Genomic DNA, 22,099 nt, shown 5'->3' with positions numbered 1-22,099 from the left:
GCGCTGAGCCGCTGAACCGCTGTGCCGCTGGGCCGGACCCGGCCGTCGGGGCTCACACCGAGTCCGGGCCGGGGAGGCCGGACGTGGCGCGGTGGAGGGCGGCGGCCTCCGTGGGGCGGCCGAGCCGCTCCAGGCACTGGGCCTCGTCGTCACGGCCCGCGAGGGTGTCCGGGTGGTCCGCGCCGAGGACCCGGGTGCGGATGGCCGCGATCGCCCGGTGCGCCGTCAGGGCCTCCTCCCAGCGGCCGAGCCGCCCGAGGGCGACAGCGGTCTCGCGGTGGCTCAGGAGGGTGTCGTGGTGCTCGGGGCCCAGGACGCGCTCCCGGGCGGAGCGGACGCTCTCCGACTCGTCGAGCGCCTCCTCCCACCGCCCGAGCCTGCCGAGGTTGACCGCGAGGGCGTGGCGGGCGCGCAGGGTCTCGGGCCCGTCGGAACCCTGCACGCGCGTGCGGGCCGCGACGACGTCACGGCAGACGTCCAGGGCGTCCGCGGCCTGCCCGATGCGGCCGAGGCAGACCCCGGTCTCGTAGCGGGCGGTGAGGGTGTCCGGGTGGTCGTCGCCGAGGGCCGCGGCACGCGCGTCGGCCACGGCGCGGTACTGGGCGAGCGCCTCCTGTCCGCGCCCCAGCCGCCCGAGGGTGTACGCGACTTCGTGGCGGGTCACGAGCGTGTCGGGGTGGTCCTCGCCGAGCAGCCGGGCCCGGGCCTCCACGACCTCGTTCGCCGTGCGGTACGACTCCTCCAGGCGGCCGAGGCGGCCGAGCGTGAAGGCGAGGTTGTGCCGGCAGCGCAGGGTGTCGGGGTGGTCGGGGCCCACGGTGCGCTCGCGGGCGGCGAGCACGGCGACGTACACCTCGTACGCCTCGGTGTGCCGTCCGAGGCGGCCCAGCGCGTACGCCCGCTCCTGACGCGCCGCCAGGGTGTCGGGGTGGTCGTCGCCGAGGACCCGGGCGCGGCCTTCGGCGACGCGGTCGAAGGCGTCGAGGGCGTCGGCGGGGCGGTCGAGCCGGGCGAGTGCGAAGCCGACCTCGTAACGGCTGGTCAGCGTGTCGGGATGGTCGTCGCCGAGGACGCGGGCACGGTGCTCGGCGACGGAGCGGTGCACCGTCTCGGACTCGTCCCAGCGGTCGAGCCTGCCGAGGCCGATGCCGGCGCGGTGGCGGCCGGCGAGCACGGCGAGCAGCTCCGCGGTGGGCCCGGGGGCGGGGGCCGCCGTCTCGTCGGCGAGCGAGCTCGCGTCCGACGCGCGCGTGGCGGTGGTCCACTCGGTGGTGAGCACGGCCGCGGCCGGGTCATGGGCGACCGGGCGCGGCGTCGTGGCGGCGCCGGTCGGGGCGCCCGCGACCACGGGCCGGTGTCCACCGCTCATCCCCCGGGCCCACGCGGGCGCGTGCGCGCCGGGGCCGGGGCCAGGCACCAGAACTCCCGGCACCGGGTACGGCGCGGTCTCCGCGAGCTCCACACCGAGGCCAGGGACGGGCACGGGCGCCGGGGTCGGGGCGAAGCGGCCCGAGACGATCCGGCGCCGCAGGTCGCCCGCGTCGGCGGGTCGCTCCTCAGGGACCTTGGCGAGCAGGTCGACGACGATCCGGTCGAAGTAGGGGGGCAGCTCGGCGCGGTGCGAGCGCGGCGGGCTCGGGACGGTGTCCCGGTGCCCGATGAGGATCGCCCAGGAGTCGTCCAGGTCGAAGGGCGGGGCGCCGGTGGCCAGTTCGTACAGCACGCATCCCAGCGAGTAGAGGTCGCTGCGGTGGTCGACCTCGCCGCCGCCGATCTGCTCGGGGGACATGTAGTGGGGCGTCCCCATGGCGATGCCGGTGGTGGTGAGCTTGGAGGTGAAGCCCATGTCGGTGCCGAGTCGCGCTATCCCGAAGTCGCAGATCTTCACCGTCCCGTCCGCCAGCCGCATGATGTTCGCGGGCTTCAGGTCGCGGTGCACGATGCCCTGGCGGTGTGTGTAGGCGAGGGCGTCGGCGACCTGGTCGGCGATCTCGACGAGGTCCTGGACGGGCAGCGGGTGCTTGGCGTTGGCCGTGAGGAGCTGGCTGAGGTTGCGTCCCTCCAGGAGCTCCATGACCAGGAACAGCACGCCGTCGTACTCGCCGAAGTCGTGCACGACGGTGATGCCCCGGTGCTGGAGCGCGGCGGCGACGCGGGCCTCGCGCCGGAAGCGCTCGCGCACCACCGAGAGGAAGTTCGGGTCGTGCTGCGGACCGAGTGGCTTGAGGCACTTCACGGCGACGCCGCGCCCGAGTGCCTCGTCGGTGGCACGCCAGACCTCGCCCATGCCGCCGCGGCCGATGACCTCGTGCAGGCGGTACCGGCCCTGGATCAGCCTGCTGTCCCCCATCGTGTGCTGTCGCCCCCGTCGCTTGCGTGCACCCTCCCCGACATGTCCAGTATGGCCGCAGGGTCCGACAGTGGGTACGGGTAGGGCGCGTGTCAGGGCTCGGAGGGTGTGCCGGCGCCCCCGCCCCGGGCCCCGAGGAGGGCGTGGGGATCGGGACGGGTGTCCCGGCCGAGGCGGTCCATGGCCCGGAGGATGTGCCGCGGCGGCAGCCGCCAGCGCAGGCGGTCGGGGACGCAGCGGAGGAGGTTGGCCGTCGCGGTGAGCCGGTGGGTGACGGTCTCGGGCGCCGGGGCGGGCCTGTCGTAGAGCGCGTGGGCGTAGGGAGGCAGGGTGTCGTACGCGAGCGCCGTCACGCGCCGCCAGATCACCTCGCGCGCCGGTACCAGGGCGGGTTTGACCGGCGGACGGCGCAGGAATTCCTCGACGGTCCGCGCGTCCGGCCCGGCGGCGAGCCGGGGAAGCACCGACGCGAAGTAGCGGGCGAGCGCGGCGGCGGAGCCCGGGACGGCGTCCGGGTCGAGGCCGACGAGGCGGGCGGAGACGCGGTGCTCGTCGAGGTAGCGGTCGGCCTGGGCGTCGGTGAGCGGGATGCCGGAGCGGCGCGCCACCGAGAGGTACGAGTCGACCTCGGCGCAGTGGACCCAGAGGAGGAGTTCGGGGTCGTCCACGCCGAGCAGCCGGTGGATCCGGCGGACGCGGGCGCCGGCCGCCTCCGCCGCCTCGGTGGTCCCGTAGCTCAGCGTGCCGACGAAGTTCGCGGTCCGCATGAGGCGCCCCCAGGGGTCCTCCCGGAAGCTGCTGTTGATCATGACGCCGCGGACGGCGACGGGGTGCAGTGCCTGGAGCCAGAGGGCCCGGACACCGGCGATCCACATCACGGGGTCGCCGTGCAGCTGCCAGGTGACGGAGCGGGGTCCGAAGAGCCCGGGGTCGGCGTCCTGCCTCATGTCGCTCAGGCTACGCCGGAAGCCGCCCCGGACAGCAGGTCCCGGGAGAACCGGTCCCGAAGGACTCGGGCCCGGTCAGGTCTCCGCTTCCTCCTCCGTGACGAGTACGCGGGTGGCGGGCGTGCCGACCAGTGCCGGGGCCCGTTCGGGACTCGCCCACACCCGCGTGCGGAGGAGATCCAGGAAGCCCTCGGCGCGCTCGGCGGTCGCGAAGGACAGGTCGACGACGACGTAGGCGGGGTCGTCGACGGGCCGGCGCACCTGGTGCCGGAGCACTCCGGCGTCCCTGCGGGCGTCGGCGAAGCGGTCGAACGCCGCCTTCCACACGGTGTAGTCGGTGATCGGGTGTTCGATGTGCAGGGTGATCACGGCTCCTCCTCCCGGCGTCCGGGGAACGCTTCCAGCGTGGACCGCGGCACCGCGTCGCGTACATCCCAGATCTCTGGGGTATCGGCCCGTACGCTCCGCCCATGCGCCTGCCCGCCGCCCACGCCCGCTCCCACGAGCGCGTGCTGCGGATCTGCGCGGCCGGCGGGGACGCGCACGCGCTGCGGGTCCGGCTGCTCCGGGAGTTCCGGGCGCTGCTCGGCGCCGAGGCGTTCGCGTTCCTCCTGACCGACCCGGCGACGTCGGTGGGGTGCGCGCCGGTGGCCCGGGTCCCGGTCCTGCCGGAGCTGCCCCGGCTGATCCGGCTCAAGTACCTGACCCGCGCGGACCGCTGGACGTCCCTCACCGGTGCCGCCGCGCTGAGCGGCCTGCCGGAGGAGGAACGGGGGCCGCTGTGGGAGGACCTGTTGCGGCCGGCCGGGGTGCGGGACGTGGCATCGGCGGTGTTCCGCGACCGGTTCGGCTGCTGGGGCTTCCTCGATCTGTGGCGGTACGGGGCGGAGTTCGGCGCGGCGGACCTGGCCTATCTGGACGCGGTGACCGCGCCGGTCACCGAGGCATTGCGGCGCGCCCAGGCCGCGGGGTTCCCGGCGCGCCCGCCGGGTGTGGCCAGGCCGGGTCCGCTGGTGCTGCTGCTCTCCCCGGACCTGCGGGTGCGCGGCCAGACTCCCGAGGCCCCGGCCTATCTGGCGGGCCTGATCCCGCCGGAGGAGGGCCGCGCGCCGGTCCCGGCGGCCGCGTACAACGTGGCGGCGCAGCTGCTCGCCCGCGAGGCGGGCGTCGATCCGAACCCGCCACGCGCGCGCGTCCACCTCGCCGACGGCGTGTGGCTGACGCTGCGCGCGGCACGGATCGACGACGGCTCGGGAGTAGCCGCGCCGGGAAAACGCGCGCCGGGCCAGGGGATGTCCCCGCCGTCCGATCGGGAGATCGCCGTGACGATCGAGGAGACCACCCCGGCCGACCGGCTGGACGTGTTCTGCCGCGCCCACGGCCTGACGGGCCGTGAGACGGAACTGCTCGGCCATCTCGCCGACGGCGCCGACACCGGCGCGGTGGCGCACGCGATGTCCCTGTCCGCGCACACCGTCCAGGACCACCTCAAGTCGGTCTTCGCGAAGACCGGCACCCGCCACCGCCGCGGCCTGCTCGCGCGAGCACTGGGGACTTAGCCGTCCTGGGGCCCGCCCTTGCGGACCGTGCAGTGGAGCGAGTCGTCCACGATGTCGGCGACGATCGTGTCGCCGGGCCCGGCCTCGCCGCCGAGCAGCAGGTTGGCGACGCGGTTGTCGAGTTCCCGCTGGATCGTGCGGCGCAGCGGGCGGGCGCCGAACGCCGGCTGGTAGCCGTGCGCGACGAGCAGCTTCTTCGCCGCTTCGGTGACCTCAAGGGTCATGCCCTGGGCGTGGACGCGGCGCTTGCTGCGGTCGAGGAGGTGTTCGAGGATCTCCGACAGGTCTCCCTCGGTGAGGCTGTGGAAGACGATGATGTCGTCGATGCGGTTGAGGAACTCCGGCAGGAACTTCCCCCGCAGGTCCTGCATCAGCTCGTCCTTGAGCTCGGCCGCGTCGCCCTCGTGGGCGAGGATGCGATGCGCGCCGATGTTGGACGTCATGATGACGACGCAGTGGCGGAAGTCGACGGTGCGGCCCTGTCCGTCGGTGAGCCGGCCGTCGTCGAGGATCTGGAGCAGCGTGTTGAAGACGTCGGGGTGCCCCTTCTCCACCTCGTCGAACAGCACGACGCTGTACGGCTGGCGGCGGACCTTCTCGGTGAGCTGGCCGGCCTCCTCGTACCCGACGTATCCGGGAGGCGCGCCGACGAGCCGGGCCACGGTGTGCTTCTCCTGGAACTCGCTCATGTCGAAGCGGATCATGCGGTCCTCGTCGCCGAACAGCAGCTCGGCGAGCGTCTTGGCGAGTTCCGTCTTGCCGACGCCCGTGGGCCCGAGGAAGAGGAAGGATCCGACGGGACGGTTCGGGTCGCCCATGCCCGCCCGGTTGCGGCGTACGGCCTCGGAGACCGCGGTGACCGCCTCGGCCTGGCCGACGATCCTCGCGTGCATCTCCTCCTCCAGCCGGAGGAGCTTCTCCTTCTCGCTGGCGGTGAGCTGGGCGACCGGGATGCCCGTGCGGCGGGAGACGATCTCGGCGATGTCGGAGGCGGTGACCGAGACGACGCCCTCGCGGCGCTCCTCGATGCCCGCGAGTTCGCCCTCGATCTCGGCCATCTGCCGCTTCAGCTCCGAGGCCTTCTCGAACTCCTCGCCCGCGACGGCCTGGTCCTTCTCGCGCGCCAGCTTCGCGAGGCGGTCCTCGCGGCTGACGACCTCGGTGGAGCGGCCGGCGCTGCGCAGCCGTACCCGGGCGCCGGCCTGGTCCATCAGGTCGATGGCCTTGTCGGGCAGGAAGCGGTCGCTGATGTAGCGGTCGGAGAGTTCCGCGGCCGCGGTCAGGGCGCCGTCGGCGAAGCGGACCTGGTGGTGGGCCTCGTAGGCGTCCCGCAGTCCTTCGAGGATCTGCACCGTCTCCTCGACGGTGGGCTCGGGGATGAGGACGGGCTGGAAGCGGCGTTCGAGGGCGGCGTCCTTCTCGACGTACTTGCGGTACTCGTCGATCGTCGTCGCTCCGACGACGTGGAGCTCGCCGCGCGCGAGGGCGGGCTTGAGCATGTTGCCCGCGTCCATCGAGCTCTCGCCGCCGGCTCCCGCTCCGACGACCGTGTGCAGCTCGTCGATGAAGAGGATGATGTCGCCGCCCGCCTCCTGCACCTCCTCGATGACCTTCTTCAGCCGCTCCTCGAACTGGCCGCGGTACTGGGCGCCCGCGACCAGGCCGGACATGTCGAGGGAGACGACCCGCTTGTCCTTGAGGATGTCGGGCACCTCGCCCGCCACGATGCGCTGGGCCAGTCCCTCGACGATGGCGGTCTTCCCGACGCCGGGCTCGCCGATCAGCACGGGGTTGTTCTTGGAGCGCCGCGAGAGGATCTCGACGGTCTGCTCGATCTCGGCGGCCCGGCCGACGACGGGGTCGAGCCTGCCCGCCTTCGCCTCCTCGGTCAGGTCCCTGCCGAACTCGTCGAGCGTCGTCGACGGCTGCTGTGCCTGCGCGCCCGCCTTGCCCTGCCTGCCGGCTCCGGTGCCGGTCCCGATCCCGGACCCGGACCCGGCCCCGGTCCCGGGGGAGCCGTCCGCGCGTACCGCCTGGTCCGCGACGCCGCGCACCTTCCGTACGTCGACACCCTCCGCGCGCAGGAACCGGGCGGCGCCCGAGTCGGCGTCGTTGAGGAGCGCGCCGAGGATGTGCTCGGGGCCGATGTACGAGACCCCGGACGCCTGCGACGTGGCGTGCGCGAGGGCGAGTGTGCGCTTGGCTGCGGGGGTGAGCCCGGGCTCGGCGGACGGTTCCTGCGACTCCCCGGGAAGCGCCTTCTCGATCTCCGCGGCGAGCGCCGCGGGGTCCACCCCGGCCTGGGCGAGGAGCCGCCGCGAGGGGTCGACCTGGGTGGTCGCCCACAGGAGGTGTTCCGTGTCGAGGTCGGACGTGCCGTCCTCGGCCGCCCTGCGCGCGGCCAGGTTGAGGAGCTCGTGCGACGACTCCGTCAGCAGCCGCCCGATCGGTACGCGCTGCACGGCCGGGGGCGACGACGCCGGCGACATCCCGAAGAACCGGCTCAGCAGATCGCTGAACGGGTCGTCGGGCGAACCGAAGGGTGAACCGAACGCCATCGACATGCCGAGCTCCTGGTGCGCAAGGGGATGGTCCTCGTCTCACACCCAAACCCGATGTCGATATGTCCGCAAACGGAGCGACGGTGGGCGGAGAGAGGAGCGGAGAGCCCCCGGGCCGAGCCGTATCGTCACCGCCGGGCAGAACACCCGATCAGCGTCTGATCACAGGAGGCACCAGTCATGAACATCCCCGCATCCGGTCGACGCGTGCTCGTCAGCGGCGCGTCACGGGGGCTCGGCCGCGCGGTGGCCAGGGCGTTCGCGGTCAACGGCGACCGCGTGGCCGTCCACTTCGGCTCGCGCGAGGAGGAGGCCCGTACCACCCTCGCCTCCCTGGCCGGCGGCGGCCACACCCTGGTCGGCGGCGACCTCGCGGACCCGTCGGGGGCGGTGGCCGTGGTGGACGCGGCGGCGGAGGCGTTCGGCGGAATCGACGTGCTGGTGAACAACGCGGCCGTGAACATCCGCCACCCCCTGGCGGAGACCCCGTACGAGGAGTGGGTGGAGGTGTGGCAGCGGCACGTGGCCGTGAACCTGCTCGCCACGGCCAACCTGAGCCATCTCGCGGCGCGGCGGATGATCGACCAGGGCGGGGGCGGCCGGATCGTGAACATCGGCTCCCGTGGCGCCTTCCGGGGCGAGCCGGACCATCCGGCGTACGGGGCGACGAAGGCCGCCGTGCACGCGCTGGGCCAGTCCCTCGCGGTCTCGCTCGCGCCGCACGGGATCGCCGTCGCCTCGGTCGCCCCCGGCTTCTTCGCGACGGAGCGGGTGGCGCCGCGCGTGGAGGGACCCGAGGGCGAGGCGATCCGGGCGCAGAGCCCGTTCGGGCGGGTGGGCTCGGCCGAGGAGATCGCAGCGGCGGTGCTGTGGCTCGCCTCCCCCGCCGCCGAGTGGTCCTCGGGCACGATCCTCGACCTCAATGGCGCGTCCCATCTGCGGAGTTGACGTCGGCTCGGGGCCGCACGCCACGGCCCTGCGCGTAGCGTCACCGAGGTGAGTACCCGTACTCAGGTATCGTCGCCCGGACTCCGCGATGCTGATGCTCGAACACCGGAGCGTCATGCGTCACAGGGGGACACACATGAACCACGCCTTGCAGCTGCGCGCTGCCACGCCCGAGGATCGCGACTGGATCCACGAGCTGCGCCATCGCGTGTACGCGGCGGAGCTGGGGCAGCATCCGGTGGATCCGTCGGGGCGGCTGAGCGACGGGCTCGACGGCGACAACGTGTATCTCGTGGCCGCGCGCGGCGAGACGCGGATCGGCTTCGTCAGCCTCACCCCGCCGTGGGTCGGCCGCTACTCGCTCGACAAGTACCTGACGCGCGAGGAGCTGCCGGTCCTGACGGACGAGGCGCCCTTCGAGATCCGCGTCCTGACCGTCGAGGAGCGCTGGCGGTCCACCGCGGCGGCGCCACTCCTCATGTACGCGGCGCTGCGCTGGGTCGCGGCGCGGGGCGGCCGCCGGGTGGTGGCGATGGGACGCACGGAGCTGCTCGACATGTATCTCGCCGCCGGGCTGCGGCCGGTGGGACGGACGGTCCGCTCGGGCGCGGTCTCCTTCGAGGTGCTGACCGGCGCCGTGGCCGAGCTGACGAGGACGGTCGCGGAGCGCCACGGACGGACCCTGGAGCGGCTGCGGGCGGACCTCGACTGGCGGCTGGACGTGACGTTCGCGCCGCGCGCGGACGGCTGCGAGCACGGCGGTGCGTTCTTCTCGGCGATCGGTACGGACTTCCGGACGCTGACCCGCCGTCACGAGGTGGTCGCGGCCGACGTGCTGGACGCCTGGTTCCCGCCGTCCCCCGATGTCCGCGCGGTCCTGTCGGACGATCCGGGGTGGGCGGCGCGGACCTCGCCGCCGACGGGCGCGGAAGGACTGCTCGCGGAGATCGCCGGAGTCCGTGGGCTGCCGGTGGAGTCGCTGGTCGTCGGGGCCGGCTCGTCCGACCTGATCTTCCGGGCGTTCGGCCGGTGGCTGACGCCGGGCAGCCGGGTGCTCCTGCTGGATCCGAGCTACGGCGAGTACGCGCACGTCACCGAGCGGGTGATCGGCTGCCATGTCGACCGGCTCACGCTCCGCCGCGAGGACGGCTGGCTGCTCGATCCGGCCCGGCTCGCCGCCGCGACCGCGAGCGGGCGGTACGACCTCGTGGTCGTGGTCAATCCGAACAATCCGACCGGACGCCACGCTCCCGCCGACGCGCTGCGCGCGGTGATCGAGGCCTCGCCCGCGCGGACCCGCTGGTGGATCGACGAGGCGTACCTGGGCTATGTCGACCCGGCGGATTCGCTGGCCGGACTCGCCTCGGTCGACCCGCGGGTCGTGGTCTGCACCTCGCTGTCGAAGATGTACGCGCTGTCGGGCATGCGGGCCGCGTATGTGGTGGCGGACCCGGACACGGCCGGGGAGCTGCGCCGCTGGACGCCGCCGTGGCCCGTGAGCCTGCCGGCCCAGCTGGCCGCGGTGACAGCGCTGCGCGACCCCGCGTACTACGCGGAGCGCTGGGCGCGCACCGCTGTGCTGCGCCGGGAGCTCGCCGCAGGGCTCGCGGAGCTCGACGGGTTCTCCTCGGTCGACGAGGGGGTGGCGAACTTCCTCACGGTGACCCTGCCGCCGGACGGTCCCAGCGCGCCCCTGCTGGTGCGCGAGTGCCGCCGCCACGACGTGTACCTGCGGGACCTGTCGCCGATGTCCCCGGCGTACGAGGGAAGGACCGTCCGCGTCGCCGTCCGCGACACGGCCGAGAACGCGCGGATCGTGGCGGCCTGCCGAAGCGCCCTGGAGGCCTTGGGCGCACCGGGGCCGGTGCCGGTGGCGTCGGGCGTGCGGGTCTCGTCGGGCGTGCCGGACGGGCGGGTCTCCTCGTGACGCCGACGGTCGCCGGTCTCGTGCCGTACCTCGGCGGGGCACTGGCGGTCGGCGGGATCGCGGTGGCGGCGACCCGCCAGCGTGAGCTGGTGGTCCGCTGGTGCGTGTGGGCGCTCGGAGTCCCCCTGGTCACTGCCGCGTTCTGGCTCGGCCCGCCGGGGATCGCGGTCCTCTCGGCCGTGGTCGGAGTGGTCGCGGTGGCGGAGTACGGCGGGCTGCTGCGGCTGGCCGCGGTGGACCGGGCGGTGCTCGGCGCGGCGGTCGTCGGGCTGATCCTGACCGCCTGGCTGGCACCCGGGGAGATGCTCCGGGTGGCGGCGATCGGGGCGCTCGCGATCGCCGGGGTGCCCCTGCTGTCGGGCGACGCGGAGCACGGGCTCCGCCGCCTGGGGGCGGGGCTGCTCGGGCTCGTGTGGCTGGGTGCCCTGGCCGGCCTCGTGCCGTCGGGCGCCCTCGGCCTCGTCCTGTTCGTGGCCGTGTCGATCGCCGACATCGTCGCGTACGCGGCGGGTCGCCGTCTCGGCGGCCCCCGGCTCTCCCCGCTGTCGCCCGCCAAGCGGTGGAGCGGCACGCTGGCCGGCGCGGCGGCCGGTCTCTGCGCGCTCGCCGCGCTGTCGTCCCTGACGTGGCAGATGGCGGTGGCCGTGGCGGTGGGCGGCCCGCTCGGGGACCTGCTGGAGTCGATGGTCAAGCGCGGTGCCCACGCGAAGGACGCCGGCCGCTGGCTGGCCGGCTCCGGCGGCCTGCTGGACCGGATCGACTCCCTCCTCGTCGCCCTGACGGTGCTGCTGGTACTGAGCTGAGGCACGGTTCCGCGAGGTGGGGACCAAGCCTCCGTCATCCGGCCCCGTTATTCTGCCCGCGTGAACGGTACGGATGAGGTGCGGGGTCTTCCCGACTGGCGGGTGCTCGTCGTCGGGGGCGCGTCGGGGATGGGGAAGACCGGTGTCGGCCGGGCATTGGCACGACGGTACGACGTCCCCGTCGTGGAGGTCGACGACATCGTGGAGGCCCTCCTCGCCGTCACCCGTTCCGAGCACCTGCCGGAGATCCACTTCTGGCGCACTCACCCGGAGGCCGCCCGTCAGGCGCCCGAGTCGGTGGTCGAGCGGCAGATCGCGATCGCCGAGGCGCTGGCGCCGGCGATCGAGGCGGTGGTGGCCAACCACGTGGGCACCGACACCCCGGTGGTACTCGAAGGCGACTACGTCCTGCCCGGACCGGCGACGCCCGGCGGTCCGGTCCGTGCCGTCTTCCTCCACGAGGACGACGAGGCGCAGGTGACGGCCAACTACCTGCGCCGGGAGCCGGAAGCCGGACCGCAGCGGCATCGCGCACGCGTCAGCGTGCTGTACGGCCGGTGGCTCGCCGCGCAGGCCCGGGCCGCCGGCGTGCCGGTCATCGCTCCGCGTCCGTGGGAGAACCTGGCCGACCGCGTCGCCGAGTCGGTTGAGGGCGGCTGCCGACGGTCCGGGGATCGTCTCCTTCACGAGCGAGGCGGGCATCCGCCACGGCCCGAGGACACCGCATCGGTGGGGAACGGCACCAGGCTCTCGCCTCGCACGGAGGTCGCCATGGCGACGAAAGCAGCCGCCACCCCAAGGCCGGCAAGCACTCCGAACAGTTCCGGATAGCCGCCCAGAAATCCGACGAGGGTGGCTGCCCCGAAGGGCGCGAAGGCTGAGGCCGTCATGGCGGGAGCGCTGAGGATGCCGGAGAGTCGGCCGTAGTGCTGTGTGCCCCAGCGGTCGGTGATCGCGGTCGCCTGGAGGAGCGTGAGATTGCCGCGGACCATCCCGGCCGCGATCGACACCGTGATCACCAGGCCGTACGGGCCCGGCGTGACGGCGAGGGCCGCGGTGGTCACGGCGCCGAGCGCGATGAGCGTCGTGGTGCGCACTGTCGTGCCGGTGTGGCGGGCGAGCGGGGCGTAGAGAGTGCGGCCGAGGGTCTGGCCCGCGCCGCCGAGGCCGAGGGCCCAGGCGGCTTGTGTCGTGGTGTAGCCGCGTTCGAGCAGGAGCGGGACGAGGGTGACGACGACGGCGTACATCGCGAAGGCCGAGAGCGTGAACGCGACCGCGAGCAGGAGGAACGGTCGGCTTCGGGCTACGGCGCCGGGGCTCGCGTCCGTACCGGCCGGGGAGGGTGGTGCCGGGGGCCAGGGGGCTCTGAGGGCGATGGCGTGGGCCGGGATCGTGACGGCGGCGAGGATCGCCGCCAGCACCAGATAGGTCTCGCGCCACGTCAGTTGGGCGGCCAGGGCGGCGGTGAGCGGGGCGAAGACGGTGGAGGCGAGGCCGCCGGCGAGGGTGACGATCGTGAGGGCGCGGACGTGATCAGGGGCCCACCAGCGGGTGAGTGCGGCGAACGCGGGCTGGTAGAAAGTGGCCGCCATGGCAATCCCGCCCAGCAGCCACCCGGCGAAGAAGACCGGCAGGTTCGGCGCCAGGGCCACGATCACCAGACTCAGGACCCCGGCGACGGAGCCTGCCGTCATGACCGTGCGGGGGCCGCGGTGGTCGATGATGCGGCCCACGCGGATTCCGGCGATCCCGGAGATGACCAGGGCGAGCGAGAACGCCGCCATCGTGGCGCCGGTGGACCAGCCGCTGTCGGCGGTGATCTGCGGGTTCAGGACCGGGAAGGCGTAGTAGACGATGCCCCAACTGGTGATCTGGGTGGCGCAGAGCGCGGGCAGGACGGCACGGGGCCGCGACCGGTCCCCCGCTCCGGTCGCGGCTCCGCGGGTGTGAAGGTCGGTCATCGAGAGATCAGCAGCATCCGCCGGCGGCGACCGGTTCACTCGCCTCGTTGTCGGCGGTGGTCGCCGTGCCGGCGCAGCAGGTGCTGCCCTGTTCCTTGGTCAGGGTGGCGGCGTCGGCCTTGACCACGTACACCTCCCACGGTTCGCGGCCGGGGCCGTGGACCCACACCTTGTCCTGGAGGGCGTAACAACAGGTGGTGTCGTTCTCCTCCGTCGTCGGCAGACCGGCCTCGCCCAGGCGGGTGGTGGCGGCGTGGACCGCCTCGGTGGTGTCGACTTCCACGCCGAGGTGGTCCATGCGGGTGTCCTCGTTCTCGGCGCCTTCGATGAGGACGAGCTTGAGCGGCGGTTCCGCAAGGGCGAAGTTGGCGTAGCCGTCGCGGAGTTTGGCCGGTTCGGTGCCGAAGAGCTTCGTGTAGAAGGCGACGGATGCCGCCAGGTCGGGAACGCGGAGGGCGAGCTGTACGCGGGACATCGTGTTCCTCCAGCTGTCGGTGGATGGGACGGGTCAGCAGCCGCCGGAGGCGGCCACCGGGGCTCCGACGCCGATCTGGAGCGCGGCCGGGGTCGCGCAGCAGCCGCCGCCGTCGGTCGTCGTGTCGGCGGGCTGCTCGAAGAGGCCGGCGCCGCCGCAGACCCCGGTCTCGGGGAGGACGAGCTCGACGCGCTCGGCGGACTCACGGTCACCGGCGATCGCGGCGACGACCGAGCGGACCTGCTCGTATCCGGTGAGCGCGAGGAAGGACGGAGCGCGGCCGTAGGACTTCATGCCGACGAGGTAGACGCCCTCCTCCGGGTGTGACAGCTCCTTCACACCGTGCGGGTAGACGGTGCCGCAGGAGTGCTGGTTCGGGTCGATGAGCGGCGCCAGTTCGACGGGGGCCTGGAGGCGGTCGTCGAGACCCAGGCGCAGCTCGTCGAGGAAGGACAGGTCGGGGCGGAAGCCCGTCAGGACGATGACCTCGTCGACCGGGTCGAGCCGGCGGCCGTCCTCGGCGACCAGGACCAGTCGATCGCCGTCGCGCTCGATCGCGTCCGTACGGAAGCCGGTGACGGCGTCCGCGTACCCCTCGTCGACCGCGGCCTTCGCCGCGAGGCCGAGGGCGCCACGGGCGGGGAGCTGGTCGGCGCCGCCCCCGCCGAAGGTGTTGCCCGAGATGCCGCGCCGCAGGATCCATGTCGCACGGGTGTCCACGCCGTCCTGGGACTTCGCGAGGGCGGCGAGCGTGGCGAGCGCGGTGAAGGCGGAGGCTCCGGAGCCGATGACGGCGGTGCGCTTGCCTGCATATCGGGCACGCACGGCGGGGTCCTTGAGGTCGGGAACGCGGTAGGCGATCCGGTCGGCCGCAGCGCGCTCGCCGAGGGCCGGGAGGCCGTCGCCGCCGGCCGGGCTCGGGGTGGACCACGTACCGGAGGCGTCGATCACGGCCCGGGCGAGGACGCGCTCCTCGCGTCCGTCGCCGTACCGGATGTGCACGGTGAAGGGTTGCTGCTCGCGGTCGGCATCGACGACGCGGTCGCGGCCGGTGCGGGAGACACCGGTGACCCGGGCGGCGAGCCTGATCCTGTCGCCGAGGACGTCCGCGAGCGGCTGGAGGTAGTCGGCCGCCCAGTCCCCGCCGGTCGGGTACGTGTCGGCGGCGGGCTTCACCCAGCCGGTCGGGGCGAGCAGCTTCTCGGCGACCGGGTCGACGACCTCGCCCCACGCGGAGAAGAGCCGCACGTGGGACCACTCCCGTACAGCTGCTCCCGCCCGGGTGCCGGCCTCCAGGACCAAGGGCTCCAGGCCCCGGTCGACGAGGTGCGCGGCAGCGGCCAGACCGGCGGGCCCGGCTCCGACGACCACGACGGGCAGCTGGTCGGTGGCGGTGACGTTCACGGCTCTTCCCCTTTTGATTCGACGTTCGTCGATCTCTTGGCCTTCAGCATGGCACTTGCTTCGACAGGCGTCAACATAGACATCTATCGAATCCAGGGTGGCCGCGGGGCTCGCTCGCCGACGCCACAGCCGCACAAGAGACGAATCCTCGGGCCTCTGGTTCGACATGTGTCAACATAGACACATGTCGAACGTGAAGGTGCTCCCGGTGCTGGAGCCCGAGACAGCGCCCTGCTGCCCGCCACTGAACGAGCGGCCGCTGACCGCCGAGGAGGCCGAGCGGACCGCCGTCATGTTCAAGGCGCTGGGCGATCCGGTCCGACTGCGGCTCTTCTCCTCCGTCGCCTCGCACGAGGGCGGCGAGGCATGCGTCTGCGACATCTCCGACGTCGGCGTCTCCCAGCCCACGGTCTCCCACCACCTCAAGAAGCTGAAGGAAGCGGGCCTGCTCTCCTCGGAACGGCGCGGCACCTGGGTCTACTACCGCGTCGAGCCCGCCGTCCTCGCGGCCATGGGAGCGCTTCTCACCAAGGCCGCCTCAGTCTGACCGCAGTCCGAAGACGGCCGGGTCATACGGGAGCACGGTCGTCCAACGCGGACAGGCCGATATCGGGGCGCACGGCCCGTTGTCCGAGGGTTGCCGTAGCGTTCCCCGCGTTCGCCTGCCCTGGGAGATTCGCGTGTCCGCTCGTGCCCGGCTCCGTGCCACCGTCCCCGCTCTCATGCCCTCGACGGAGGCCGGACCGCCGGAGATCGTCGGCCTGCCGGGAGGCAGGATGCTCGTCCAGCGGAGCGACGACGAGATCGTGGCCCAGCCTCTGGACGACGCCTTCGTCGCCCAGCCTGACGCAAGCGTGCGCTTTGCGGCACCCTGGCCCCGGCACCGTGGGACGTGGGAGGTGTCGCCGGACGCAAGTGTGGCCGTATTCGCCGGAGTTCACGCTGTGCGTGCGGTGGAGCCGTCGGGTGCGACGCGCTGGGAGGTCCGCCATGGATGCTGGTACGGCGCGTGCCGGGAGACGCACGCGTCGTACGACGAGTACGCGGACCGTCAGGACCATCGCTACCCGGACGGCGGCTCGGTCGGCTTCTCGGCGGACGGAAGACTCGTCTGGGCTCACGTACGCGGGCCGCTGCCCGGGGGCGAGCTGAGCCCGGACACCGTCGACGAATGGCTCGTGCTGGACGCAGAGAACGGTCGCGTGCTCGCGCGGGCCGACGCCGAGGCCGCAGCGGCCGGCAGCTTCCACCTCCCCCACCCGACCGACCCGCGTCAGATGGGGCTGAGCATCGGCGAAGGACAGGACGGTGCACCGCTGCGCTGGGGCCGATGGGACGGGAAAGAACTGACCGTGGACTGCCTGGACAGCGACCTCTGCCTGCTGAGCGTCAGCCCCTCGGGCGAGCGGCTCATGACCGTCTCCCACGACCAGGACTCACTCGCTGTACGCGACTCCCGTGGCGCCGTGCTGGAGGCATGGGAGTGGAACGCCGAGGCAACGATCCCGAGGCACCCCGACGCTCCCTCCGGCGATGACGGCGAACTGCACGCCTGCTGGGACTGGGCGGGCGGATTCGTCGACGAGACCGCCCTCGTCGTATCGACCGCCGACAGCGACGACGAGTGGGGGCCGATGCGACACTGGCTGATCGACACCACGGATGCGCGCGAATGCGTGCCGGTCGACTATCCCTCGCCGGTCCGCTCCCAGCCGTCCGCACGGGGAAAGGGAACCTGGTCGACCTTGTCCGAGTCCCGCGACGCTCTCCACATCTGGGAACTGGACACTCGGAAGGACTGACCGCGGCTGCCTCGTCGCATCAACGCCGCCCGCTTGGGCAGCGCACGCGAGCTCGCGGCCGGCAGTCTCCGCCGGGCCGTTCCGCCACTCGGGTCTCGCTCTGGGAGACTCCACCCCATGACCGGATCAGCCACCCACGCAGGCACCACCACCGCCGTACCGCTCACGACCGCCCACGCCGACGAGGTCGTCGCGATCTATCAGGCCGGCGTCGACGAGGGCAACGCCACCTTCGAGACCACCGCCCCGACCTGGGAGCAGTTCGACGCCGCCAAACTGCCCGAACACCGCTTCGTCGCGATCGACGAGAACGGCCGGGTGCTCGGGTGGGTGGCCGCCACGCAGGTCTCCGACCGGTGCGCGTACGCCGGTGTCGTCGAGCACTCGGTGTACGTGCACCCCGACGCTCGGGGACGCGGCGCCGCCTCCGCACTGCTCACGGCACTCATCGACTCCACCGAGGCGGCGGGGATCTGGACCATCCAGTCGGGCATCTTCCCCGAGAACACCGCCAGCCTCGCCGTCCACGCCCGCGCGGGCTTCCGGGTCATCGGCACCCGTGAGCGCATCGGGCGCCACCACGGCGTGTGGCGCGACACCGTCCTCGTCGAACGCCGTAGCCCGCACATCGACTGACCGCCACGACCGACCGTCAGAACCTCGGAGTCCGGGGCTTGGGTCGGTAGTACACCCAGGTGCCGCGCCGCTCGGAGGTGAGCAGGCCCGCCCCCCGGAGCTTCTTCACTCACGCAGCCTCATCGCAGAAGGGCCGCGATGGCCCGCGTGGCTTCGCGGGCGGGACGGCCGACGCCGACGAGGGTGGCCGAGGCGGGGCCGGTCCAGTCGCCGTACCCGAGCAGATGAAGTCGCGGCTCGCCGACAGCCTCTGTTCCCCGGGTGGGGATGTGTCCGCGAGGACCGCGGAGCCCGAGCGGGGCGAGGTGGGCGAGCGAAGGACGGAAGCCGGTGCACCAGATGATCGCGTCGGCCTCGGCCCGCGTACCGTCAGCCCACTCGACACCGGTCCCCGTCACACGCGTGAACATCGGCTGCGCCTTGAGGAGGCCCGCATCGCGGGCTTCGCGTACAGGCGGTACGGCGACGATGTCACCGAGCGAAGCGACTCCCCCGCCGTCGGTGCGGCCTTCGTCGAGGGCACGGCGGCGGGCGGTGGCGTGGTCGAAGAGGGCACGGCCGTCGATGTCGTCGGCGAGGAACCGCGCGGGTCGCTGCGTGACCCAGGTGAGGTCGGCGCCGTACGCGAGATCGGCGGCGACCTGCGCTCCGGAGTTCCCGCCTCCGACGACGATGACGCGCATTCCGGCGAACTCGCCGGGGGTGCGGTACTCGACGGTGTGGAGCTGCCGCCCCTGGAACGCGTCACGGCCGGGGACGGCGGGGAGGAACGGTCGTGACCATGTGCCGGTGGCACTGACGACGGCGCGGGCGCGCCAGGTGCCGGAGTCGGTCTCGACGCGAAGGCGATCGCCGTCCCGGCGGACCGCCTGAACGCGGACGGGCCGGTGGACGGGGAGCTCGTATCGCTGCTCGTAGTCGGTCAGGTAGTCGACGACGTGGGCGGCGTCGGGGTACGTCTTTCCCTGCTGCAGTGGCATCAGGCGGCCGGGCAGGGAGGAGTACGGGGCCGGGGAGAAGAGGTGGAGCGAGTCCCAGGTGTGCTGCCACGCTCCGCCCGGCGTGGGCTGAGCGTCCAGGACGGCGAAATCGAGGCCGCCGAGACGGCGCAGGTGGTATCCGGCGGCGAGTCCCGCCTGGCCACCGCCGATGACGACGACGTCCAGTGAGCTGCTCATCTCTCCGGCTTCCCTTCGTACGACGGTGCCTCGCCCGGTCGGAGGGGCGAGGCACCGAGGAGTGGCGTGGCGGGGCTACCGCTGGGCTGGGGTGAACTTCTTGCGCCAGGCCAGCGACACGTACACGAGCGCGACCAGGACCGGGACCTCGATGAGGGGGCCGACGACTCCGGAGAGCGCCTGGCCGGAGGTGACGCCGAAGGTGGCGATGGCGACGGCGATGGCGAGCTCGAAGTTGTTGCCGGCGGCGGTGAAGGCGAGCGTTGCGGTGCGGTCGTACGTCAGGCCGATGGCCTTGCCGAGCGCGAAGGTGCCGAACCACATCACCGCGAAGTAGACGAGGAGCGGGAGGGCGATCCTCGCGACGTCCAGCGGCTGCGAGGTGATGGTCTTCCCCTGGAGGGCGAAGAGGATGACGATCGTGAAGAGCAGCCCGTAGAGCGCCCACGGTCCGATCTTCGGCAGGAACTTCGTCTCGTACGACTCCCGACCCATCTTCTTCTCGCCGATCCGGCGCGTGAGGAAGCCGGCGACCAGCGGAACGCCGAGGAAGAAGACGACGTTCAGGGCGATCTTCCCCATCGAGATGTCGAGCGTCTCCCCCTCGCCGAGGCCCAGCCAGCCGGGCAGCAGGTCGAGGTAGAACCAGCCCAGGACACCGAAGGCGAGGACCTGGAAGACCGAGTTCAGCGCGACGAGGACCGCCGCGGCCTCGCGGTCGCCGCAGGCCAGGTCGTTCCAGATGATCACCATGGCGATGCAGCGCGCCAGGCCCACGATGATCAGGCCGGTGCGGTACTCGGGCAGGTCCGGCAGAAAGATCCAGGCGAGGGCGAACATGAGCGCCGGACCGAGGATCCAGTTGACGACGAGCGACGAGACCATGAGCTTCCGGTCGCCGGTGACGGCGTCGAGCTTGTCGTACCGGACCTTCGCGAGGACCGGGTACATCATGACCAGCAGGCCGACGGCGATGGGCAGCGAGATGCCGCCGATCTCGACCTTGGCCAGCGCGTCGTTCAGGCCGGGGATCAGCCGCCCGAGCCCGAGGCCGAGGCCCATGGCGAGGAGGATCCAGACGGCGAGGAAGCGGTCGAGCGTCGACAGCTTCGCGACGACCGAGGAATCCGCCGTCGGAGCGGGCGCTTGGGTGGGGGTCACGGACAGGCCCTCTTGTTCTCGGCAGCGTTACGGGCGGACTCGGCCAGGTCGGCGAACTGGCCGGCGAGCTGGGCGATGACGTCCGGCTTCAAGCGGTAGTACGTGAAGCGACCGCAGGGCTCGGTGTCCACCACACCGGCCTCGCGCAGTACGCGCAGGTGGTTGGAGAGGTTGGTCTGCTTGGCACCCGTCTCCTCGACGAGGTGGGTGGTGCAGAGCGTCTCGCGGGCGAGCAGGGTCACGATCTGGAGCCTGAGGGGATCGGCCAGAACCCGGATCAGATCAGTGTCGACTGACGTCATCATGGACTGATACTGTCACATCACTCGCTGCTGATACCAGCCGGGGCTGACCTCTTGCCTGCAAGGAAGAACCGATGACCGCCGCTCCGCTCGCCTCCGTGCTCTTCGTCTGCGTCCACAACGCGGGCCGCTCCCAGATGGCCGCCGGATTCCTCGACCACCTGGCCGGCGACCGCGTCGAGGTCCGCTCCGCCGGTTCGATCCCGGGCGACCAGGTCAACCCGGCCGCGGTCGAGGCGATGCGGGAGGTCGGCGTCGACATCTCCGGCCAGAAGCCGAAGGTGCTGACCAGCGAGGCCGTCCAGGCGTCCGACTACGTCATCACCATGGGCTGCGGCGACGCCTGCCCGATCTTCCCGGGCAAGAAGTACCTCGACTGGGCCCTGGAGGACCCGGCCGGCCAGGGCGTCGCGGCCGTCCGCCCCATCCGCGACGAGATCAAGGTCCTGATCGAGGGCCTCATCGCCGAGATCGACGCGAAGCAGGAGGCGTGACTCCCTTGACCGACTCGGATGCAGCGACCGGTGACGACGTCCGCGAGGTCATCGTCATAGGCTCCGACGAGCGCCCTGGACGAGCGGAGCCGCGACACGGGCGAGGAGTCCGTAGCGGCCCTGCGGGCAACCGGACAGTCTTGCTCGTCTCTCACGACCCTGCGCAGGTGGAACGGCTCTGCGACCGGACGGTCCGGATCGACCTGCCGAACACCTGCGCGCCTTCCCCGGCAGCGGTCTGACCGCTTGTCCACTCCGCACTCCGTGCCTGCTGGCACCTGGGCCCGCCGTCCCGAGGACCGCGCGACGGCTGGCCCCAGGCGCATGACCAGGATCGCGGCGGTTCCACCGGTCGGCCCTCGTCTCAGCGGATCAGCAACTCAGCGGCGGACGCGGGGCATGCCCAGGCCGATCCAGGAGATGATCTCGCGCTGGATCTCGTTGTTGCCGCCGCCGAAGGTGAAGATGACGGCGGAGCGGTAGCCGCGTTCCAGTTCGCCGTGGAGGACCGCGCCGGCCGAGCCCTCCTTGAGGGCGCCCGCCGAGCCGACGACCTCCATCAGGGCCGCGTAGGCGTCGCGGCGGGCCTCGGAGCCGTAGACCTTGACGGCCGAGGCGTCCTGAGGGGTGAGGGTGCCGTGCTGGACGGCGTTCACCATCTGCCAGTTGAGGAGCTTCATCGCGTCCAGCCGGGCATGGGTGCGGGCCAGGGTGCGGCGGACCCACGGGAGGTCCAGGACGCGCCGGCCGTCGGTGAGCTTCGTCTCGGCCGCCCAGCGCTGCACGTCGTGGAGGGCGCGGATCGCCATCGTCCCGTGGGCCGCGAGCGTCACGCGCTCGTGGTTGAGCTGGTTCGTGATGAGGCGCCAGCCCTTGTTCTCCTCGCCGACGCGGCGCGAGGCCGGGACGCGGACGTCGTCGTAGTAGCTGGCGGTCGTGTCGTGCGACGCGAGGGTGTTGATGATCGTGCACGAGTAGCCGGGGTCGCTCGTCGGGACGAGGAGCATCGTGATGCCCTTGTGGGGCGGGGCGTCGACGTCCGTGCGGACGGCGAGCCAGACCCAGTCGGCGGTGTCGCCGTTGGTCGTCCAGATCTTCTGCCCGTTGACCGTGTACCGGCCGGTGGTCTCGTCGCCCTCCCGGATCGCGCGCGTCTTGAGCGCGGCGAGGTCGGTGCCCGCGTCGGGCTCGCTGTAGCCGATGGCGAAGTCGATCTCGCCCGAGAGGATCCGGGGCAGGAAGTACGCCTTCTGCTCGTCGGTGCCGAACCGCATGATCGTCGGCCCGACGGTGTTCAGAGCCATGAGCGGCAGCGGTACGCCGGCCTGGGCGGCCTCGTCGAAGAAGATGAACTGCTCCATCGGGGAGAGCCCGCGCCCCCCGTACTCGGCGGGCCAGCCCACCCCGAGCCAGCCGTCCGCGCCCAGCCGGCGCACGGTCTCCCGGTAGAAGCGCTTCTGCGCGGCGGGGTCCTCGTACCGGGTGTGGAAGTCGTCCGGGACGAGCCCGGCGAAGTACGCACGCAGCTCGGCGCGCAGGCTCTTCTGGGCGGGCGTGTACTCGAGGTGCATGCGGGCCTCCCGTGGCGGCG

19 protein-coding genes and 1 pseudogene are annotated in these 22,099 nt (G+C 72.6%); 9 read left to right on the top strand and 11 right to left on the bottom strand.

Annotated features, from left to right (window positions below; all coding sequences use genetic code 11):
* Positions 1–52: 52 nt before the first annotated feature.
* The 3 genes from ACIBG6_RS03355 to ACIBG6_RS03345 form a co-directional block, all read right to left on the bottom strand.
* Positions 53–2,350 carry a tetratricopeptide repeat protein gene (locus tag ACIBG6_RS03355; protein WP_399220786.1) on the bottom strand — a complete coding sequence of 766 codons (2,298 nt, stop codon included), beginning with the start codon at positions 2,348–2,350 and terminating at the stop codon, positions 53–55.
* Positions 2,351–2,442: 92 nt separating this feature from the next.
* Positions 2,443–3,297, bottom strand: coding sequence for an oxygenase MpaB family protein (locus ACIBG6_RS03350; protein WP_399220785.1), 855 nt, complete (start codon positions 3,295–3,297; stop codon positions 2,443–2,445).
* A 75-nt stretch (positions 3,298–3,372) separates the two neighbouring features.
* Complete coding sequence (locus ACIBG6_RS03345; protein ID WP_399220784.1) at positions 3,373–3,666, bottom strand: hypothetical protein; 294 nt, start codon at positions 3,664–3,666, stop codon at positions 3,373–3,375.
* 101 nt (positions 3,667–3,767) lie between these two features.
* Here ACIBG6_RS03345 and ACIBG6_RS03340 point away from each other — a divergent pair, with 101 nt between their 5' ends.
* Complete coding sequence (locus ACIBG6_RS03340) at positions 3,768–4,856, top strand: LuxR C-terminal-related transcriptional regulator (protein ID WP_399220783.1); 1,089 nt, start codon at positions 3,768–3,770, stop codon at positions 4,854–4,856.
* Here the strand turns inward: ACIBG6_RS03340 and ACIBG6_RS03335 are convergent.
* Entirely contained in the window at positions 4,853–7,420 is a 2,568-nt protein-coding gene (locus ACIBG6_RS03335) for an ATP-dependent Clp protease ATP-binding subunit (RefSeq protein WP_399220782.1), read from the bottom strand. The genes ACIBG6_RS03340 and ACIBG6_RS03335 overlap by 4 nt on opposite strands.
* Before the next feature lie 177 nt (positions 7,421–7,597).
* On the opposite strand from ACIBG6_RS03335, the gene ACIBG6_RS03330 reads away from it, so the two are divergent.
* The 3 genes from ACIBG6_RS03330 to ACIBG6_RS03320 all read left to right on the top strand — a co-directional run bounded on the left by ACIBG6_RS03330 (position 7,598) and on the right by ACIBG6_RS03320 (position 11,095).
* The gene (locus ACIBG6_RS03330; protein WP_399220781.1) at positions 7,598–8,365 is read left to right on the top strand and encodes an SDR family NAD(P)-dependent oxidoreductase; all 768 of its coding nucleotides are present in this window, start codon (positions 7,598–7,600) and stop codon (positions 8,363–8,365) included.
* A 136-nt stretch (positions 8,366–8,501) separates the two neighbouring features.
* Entirely contained in the window at positions 8,502–10,292 is a 1,791-nt protein-coding gene (locus tag ACIBG6_RS03325) for an aminotransferase class I/II-fold pyridoxal phosphate-dependent enzyme (protein WP_399220780.1), read from the top strand.
* Positions 10,293–10,354: 62 nt separating this feature from the next.
* Positions 10,355–11,095 (top strand): phosphatidate cytidylyltransferase, encoded by a 741-nt coding sequence (locus ACIBG6_RS03320; RefSeq protein WP_399221170.1) that lies wholly within the window; start codon positions 10,355–10,357, stop codon positions 11,093–11,095.
* A 683-nt stretch (positions 11,096–11,778) separates the two neighbouring features.
* Here ACIBG6_RS03320 and ACIBG6_RS03315 read toward each other — a convergent pair.
* The 3 genes from ACIBG6_RS03315 to ACIBG6_RS03305 are packed head-to-tail and all read right to left on the bottom strand — an operon-like array spanning position 11,779 to position 14,935.
* Positions 11,779–13,056: an MFS transporter gene (locus ACIBG6_RS03315; RefSeq protein ID WP_399220779.1), complete on the bottom strand. Its 1,278-nt coding sequence runs from the start codon at positions 13,054–13,056 to the stop codon at positions 11,779–11,781.
* Positions 13,057–13,063: 7 nt separating this feature from the next.
* The gene (locus ACIBG6_RS03310) at positions 13,064–13,531 is read right to left on the bottom strand and encodes an ArsI/CadI family heavy metal resistance metalloenzyme (protein WP_399220778.1); all 468 of its coding nucleotides are present in this window, start codon (positions 13,529–13,531) and stop codon (positions 13,064–13,066) included.
* Between the two features lie 33 nt (positions 13,532–13,564).
* Entirely contained in the window at positions 13,565–14,935 is a 1,371-nt protein-coding gene (locus ACIBG6_RS03305; RefSeq protein WP_399220777.1) for an NAD(P)-binding domain-containing protein, read from the bottom strand.
* 184 nt (positions 14,936–15,119) lie between these two features.
* Between ACIBG6_RS03305 and ACIBG6_RS03300 the strand changes: the two genes are divergently transcribed.
* The 3 genes from ACIBG6_RS03300 (at position 15,120) to ACIBG6_RS03290 (ending at position 17,373) form a co-directional block, all read left to right on the top strand.
* Entirely contained in the window at positions 15,120–15,482 is a 363-nt protein-coding gene (locus ACIBG6_RS03300) for an ArsR/SmtB family transcription factor (protein WP_399220776.1), read from the top strand.
* A gap of 133 nt (positions 15,483–15,615) precedes the next feature.
* Positions 15,616–16,737 carry a hypothetical protein gene (locus ACIBG6_RS03295; RefSeq protein WP_399220775.1) on the top strand — a complete coding sequence of 374 codons (1,122 nt, stop codon included), beginning with the start codon at positions 15,616–15,618 and terminating at the stop codon, positions 16,735–16,737.
* Between the two features lie 117 nt (positions 16,738–16,854).
* Positions 16,855–17,373: a GNAT family N-acetyltransferase gene (locus ACIBG6_RS03290; protein ID WP_399220774.1), complete on the top strand. Its 519-nt coding sequence runs from the start codon at positions 16,855–16,857 to the stop codon at positions 17,371–17,373.
* A gap of 119 nt (positions 17,374–17,492) precedes the next feature.
* Here the strand turns inward: ACIBG6_RS03290 and ACIBG6_RS03285 are convergent, their stop codons facing one another.
* The 3 genes from ACIBG6_RS03285 to ACIBG6_RS03275 all read right to left on the bottom strand — a co-directional run bounded on the left by ACIBG6_RS03285 (position 17,493) and on the right by ACIBG6_RS03275 (position 20,017).
* Entirely contained in the window at positions 17,493–18,551 is a 1,059-nt protein-coding gene (locus ACIBG6_RS03285) for an ArsO family NAD(P)H-dependent flavin-containing monooxygenase (protein WP_399220773.1), read from the bottom strand.
* Between the two features lie 75 nt (positions 18,552–18,626).
* A complete protein-coding gene (gene arsB / locus ACIBG6_RS03280) occupies positions 18,627–19,712 on the bottom strand; it encodes an ACR3 family arsenite efflux transporter (protein ID WP_399220772.1) in 1,086 nt (361 codons plus the stop codon).
* Positions 19,709–20,017, bottom strand: a complete 309-nt coding sequence (locus tag ACIBG6_RS03275; protein ID WP_399220771.1) for an ArsR/SmtB family transcription factor — start codon at positions 20,015–20,017, stop codon at positions 19,709–19,711. Before ACIBG6_RS03275 ends, arsB begins: the two co-directional genes overlap by 4 nt.
* A 71-nt stretch (positions 20,018–20,088) precedes the next feature.
* On the opposite strand from ACIBG6_RS03275, the gene ACIBG6_RS03270 reads away from it, so the two are divergent.
* Complete coding sequence (locus tag ACIBG6_RS03270; RefSeq protein ID WP_399220770.1) at positions 20,089–20,508, top strand: arsenate reductase ArsC; 420 nt, start codon at positions 20,089–20,091, stop codon at positions 20,506–20,508.
* A gap of 63 nt (positions 20,509–20,571) precedes the next feature.
* A pseudogene (locus ACIBG6_RS03265) lies at positions 20,572–20,750 on the top strand (ABC transporter); the annotation flags it as partial.
* 138 nt (positions 20,751–20,888) lie between these two features.
* Here the strand turns inward: ACIBG6_RS03265 and ACIBG6_RS03260 are convergent.
* Positions 20,889–22,079: an acyl-CoA dehydrogenase family protein gene (locus ACIBG6_RS03260; RefSeq protein ID WP_399220769.1), complete on the bottom strand. Its 1,191-nt coding sequence runs from the start codon at positions 22,077–22,079 to the stop codon at positions 20,889–20,891.
* Positions 22,080–22,099 lie beyond the last annotated feature (20 nt).

Source organism: Streptomyces sp. NPDC050842 (assembly GCF_044456565.1).
Taxonomy (GTDB): domain Bacteria; phylum Actinomycetota; class Actinomycetes; order Streptomycetales; family Streptomycetaceae; genus Streptomyces.
The sequence above is the reverse complement of the archived record's forward strand: the minus strand, read 5'-3'. Positions and strand labels throughout refer to the sequence as shown.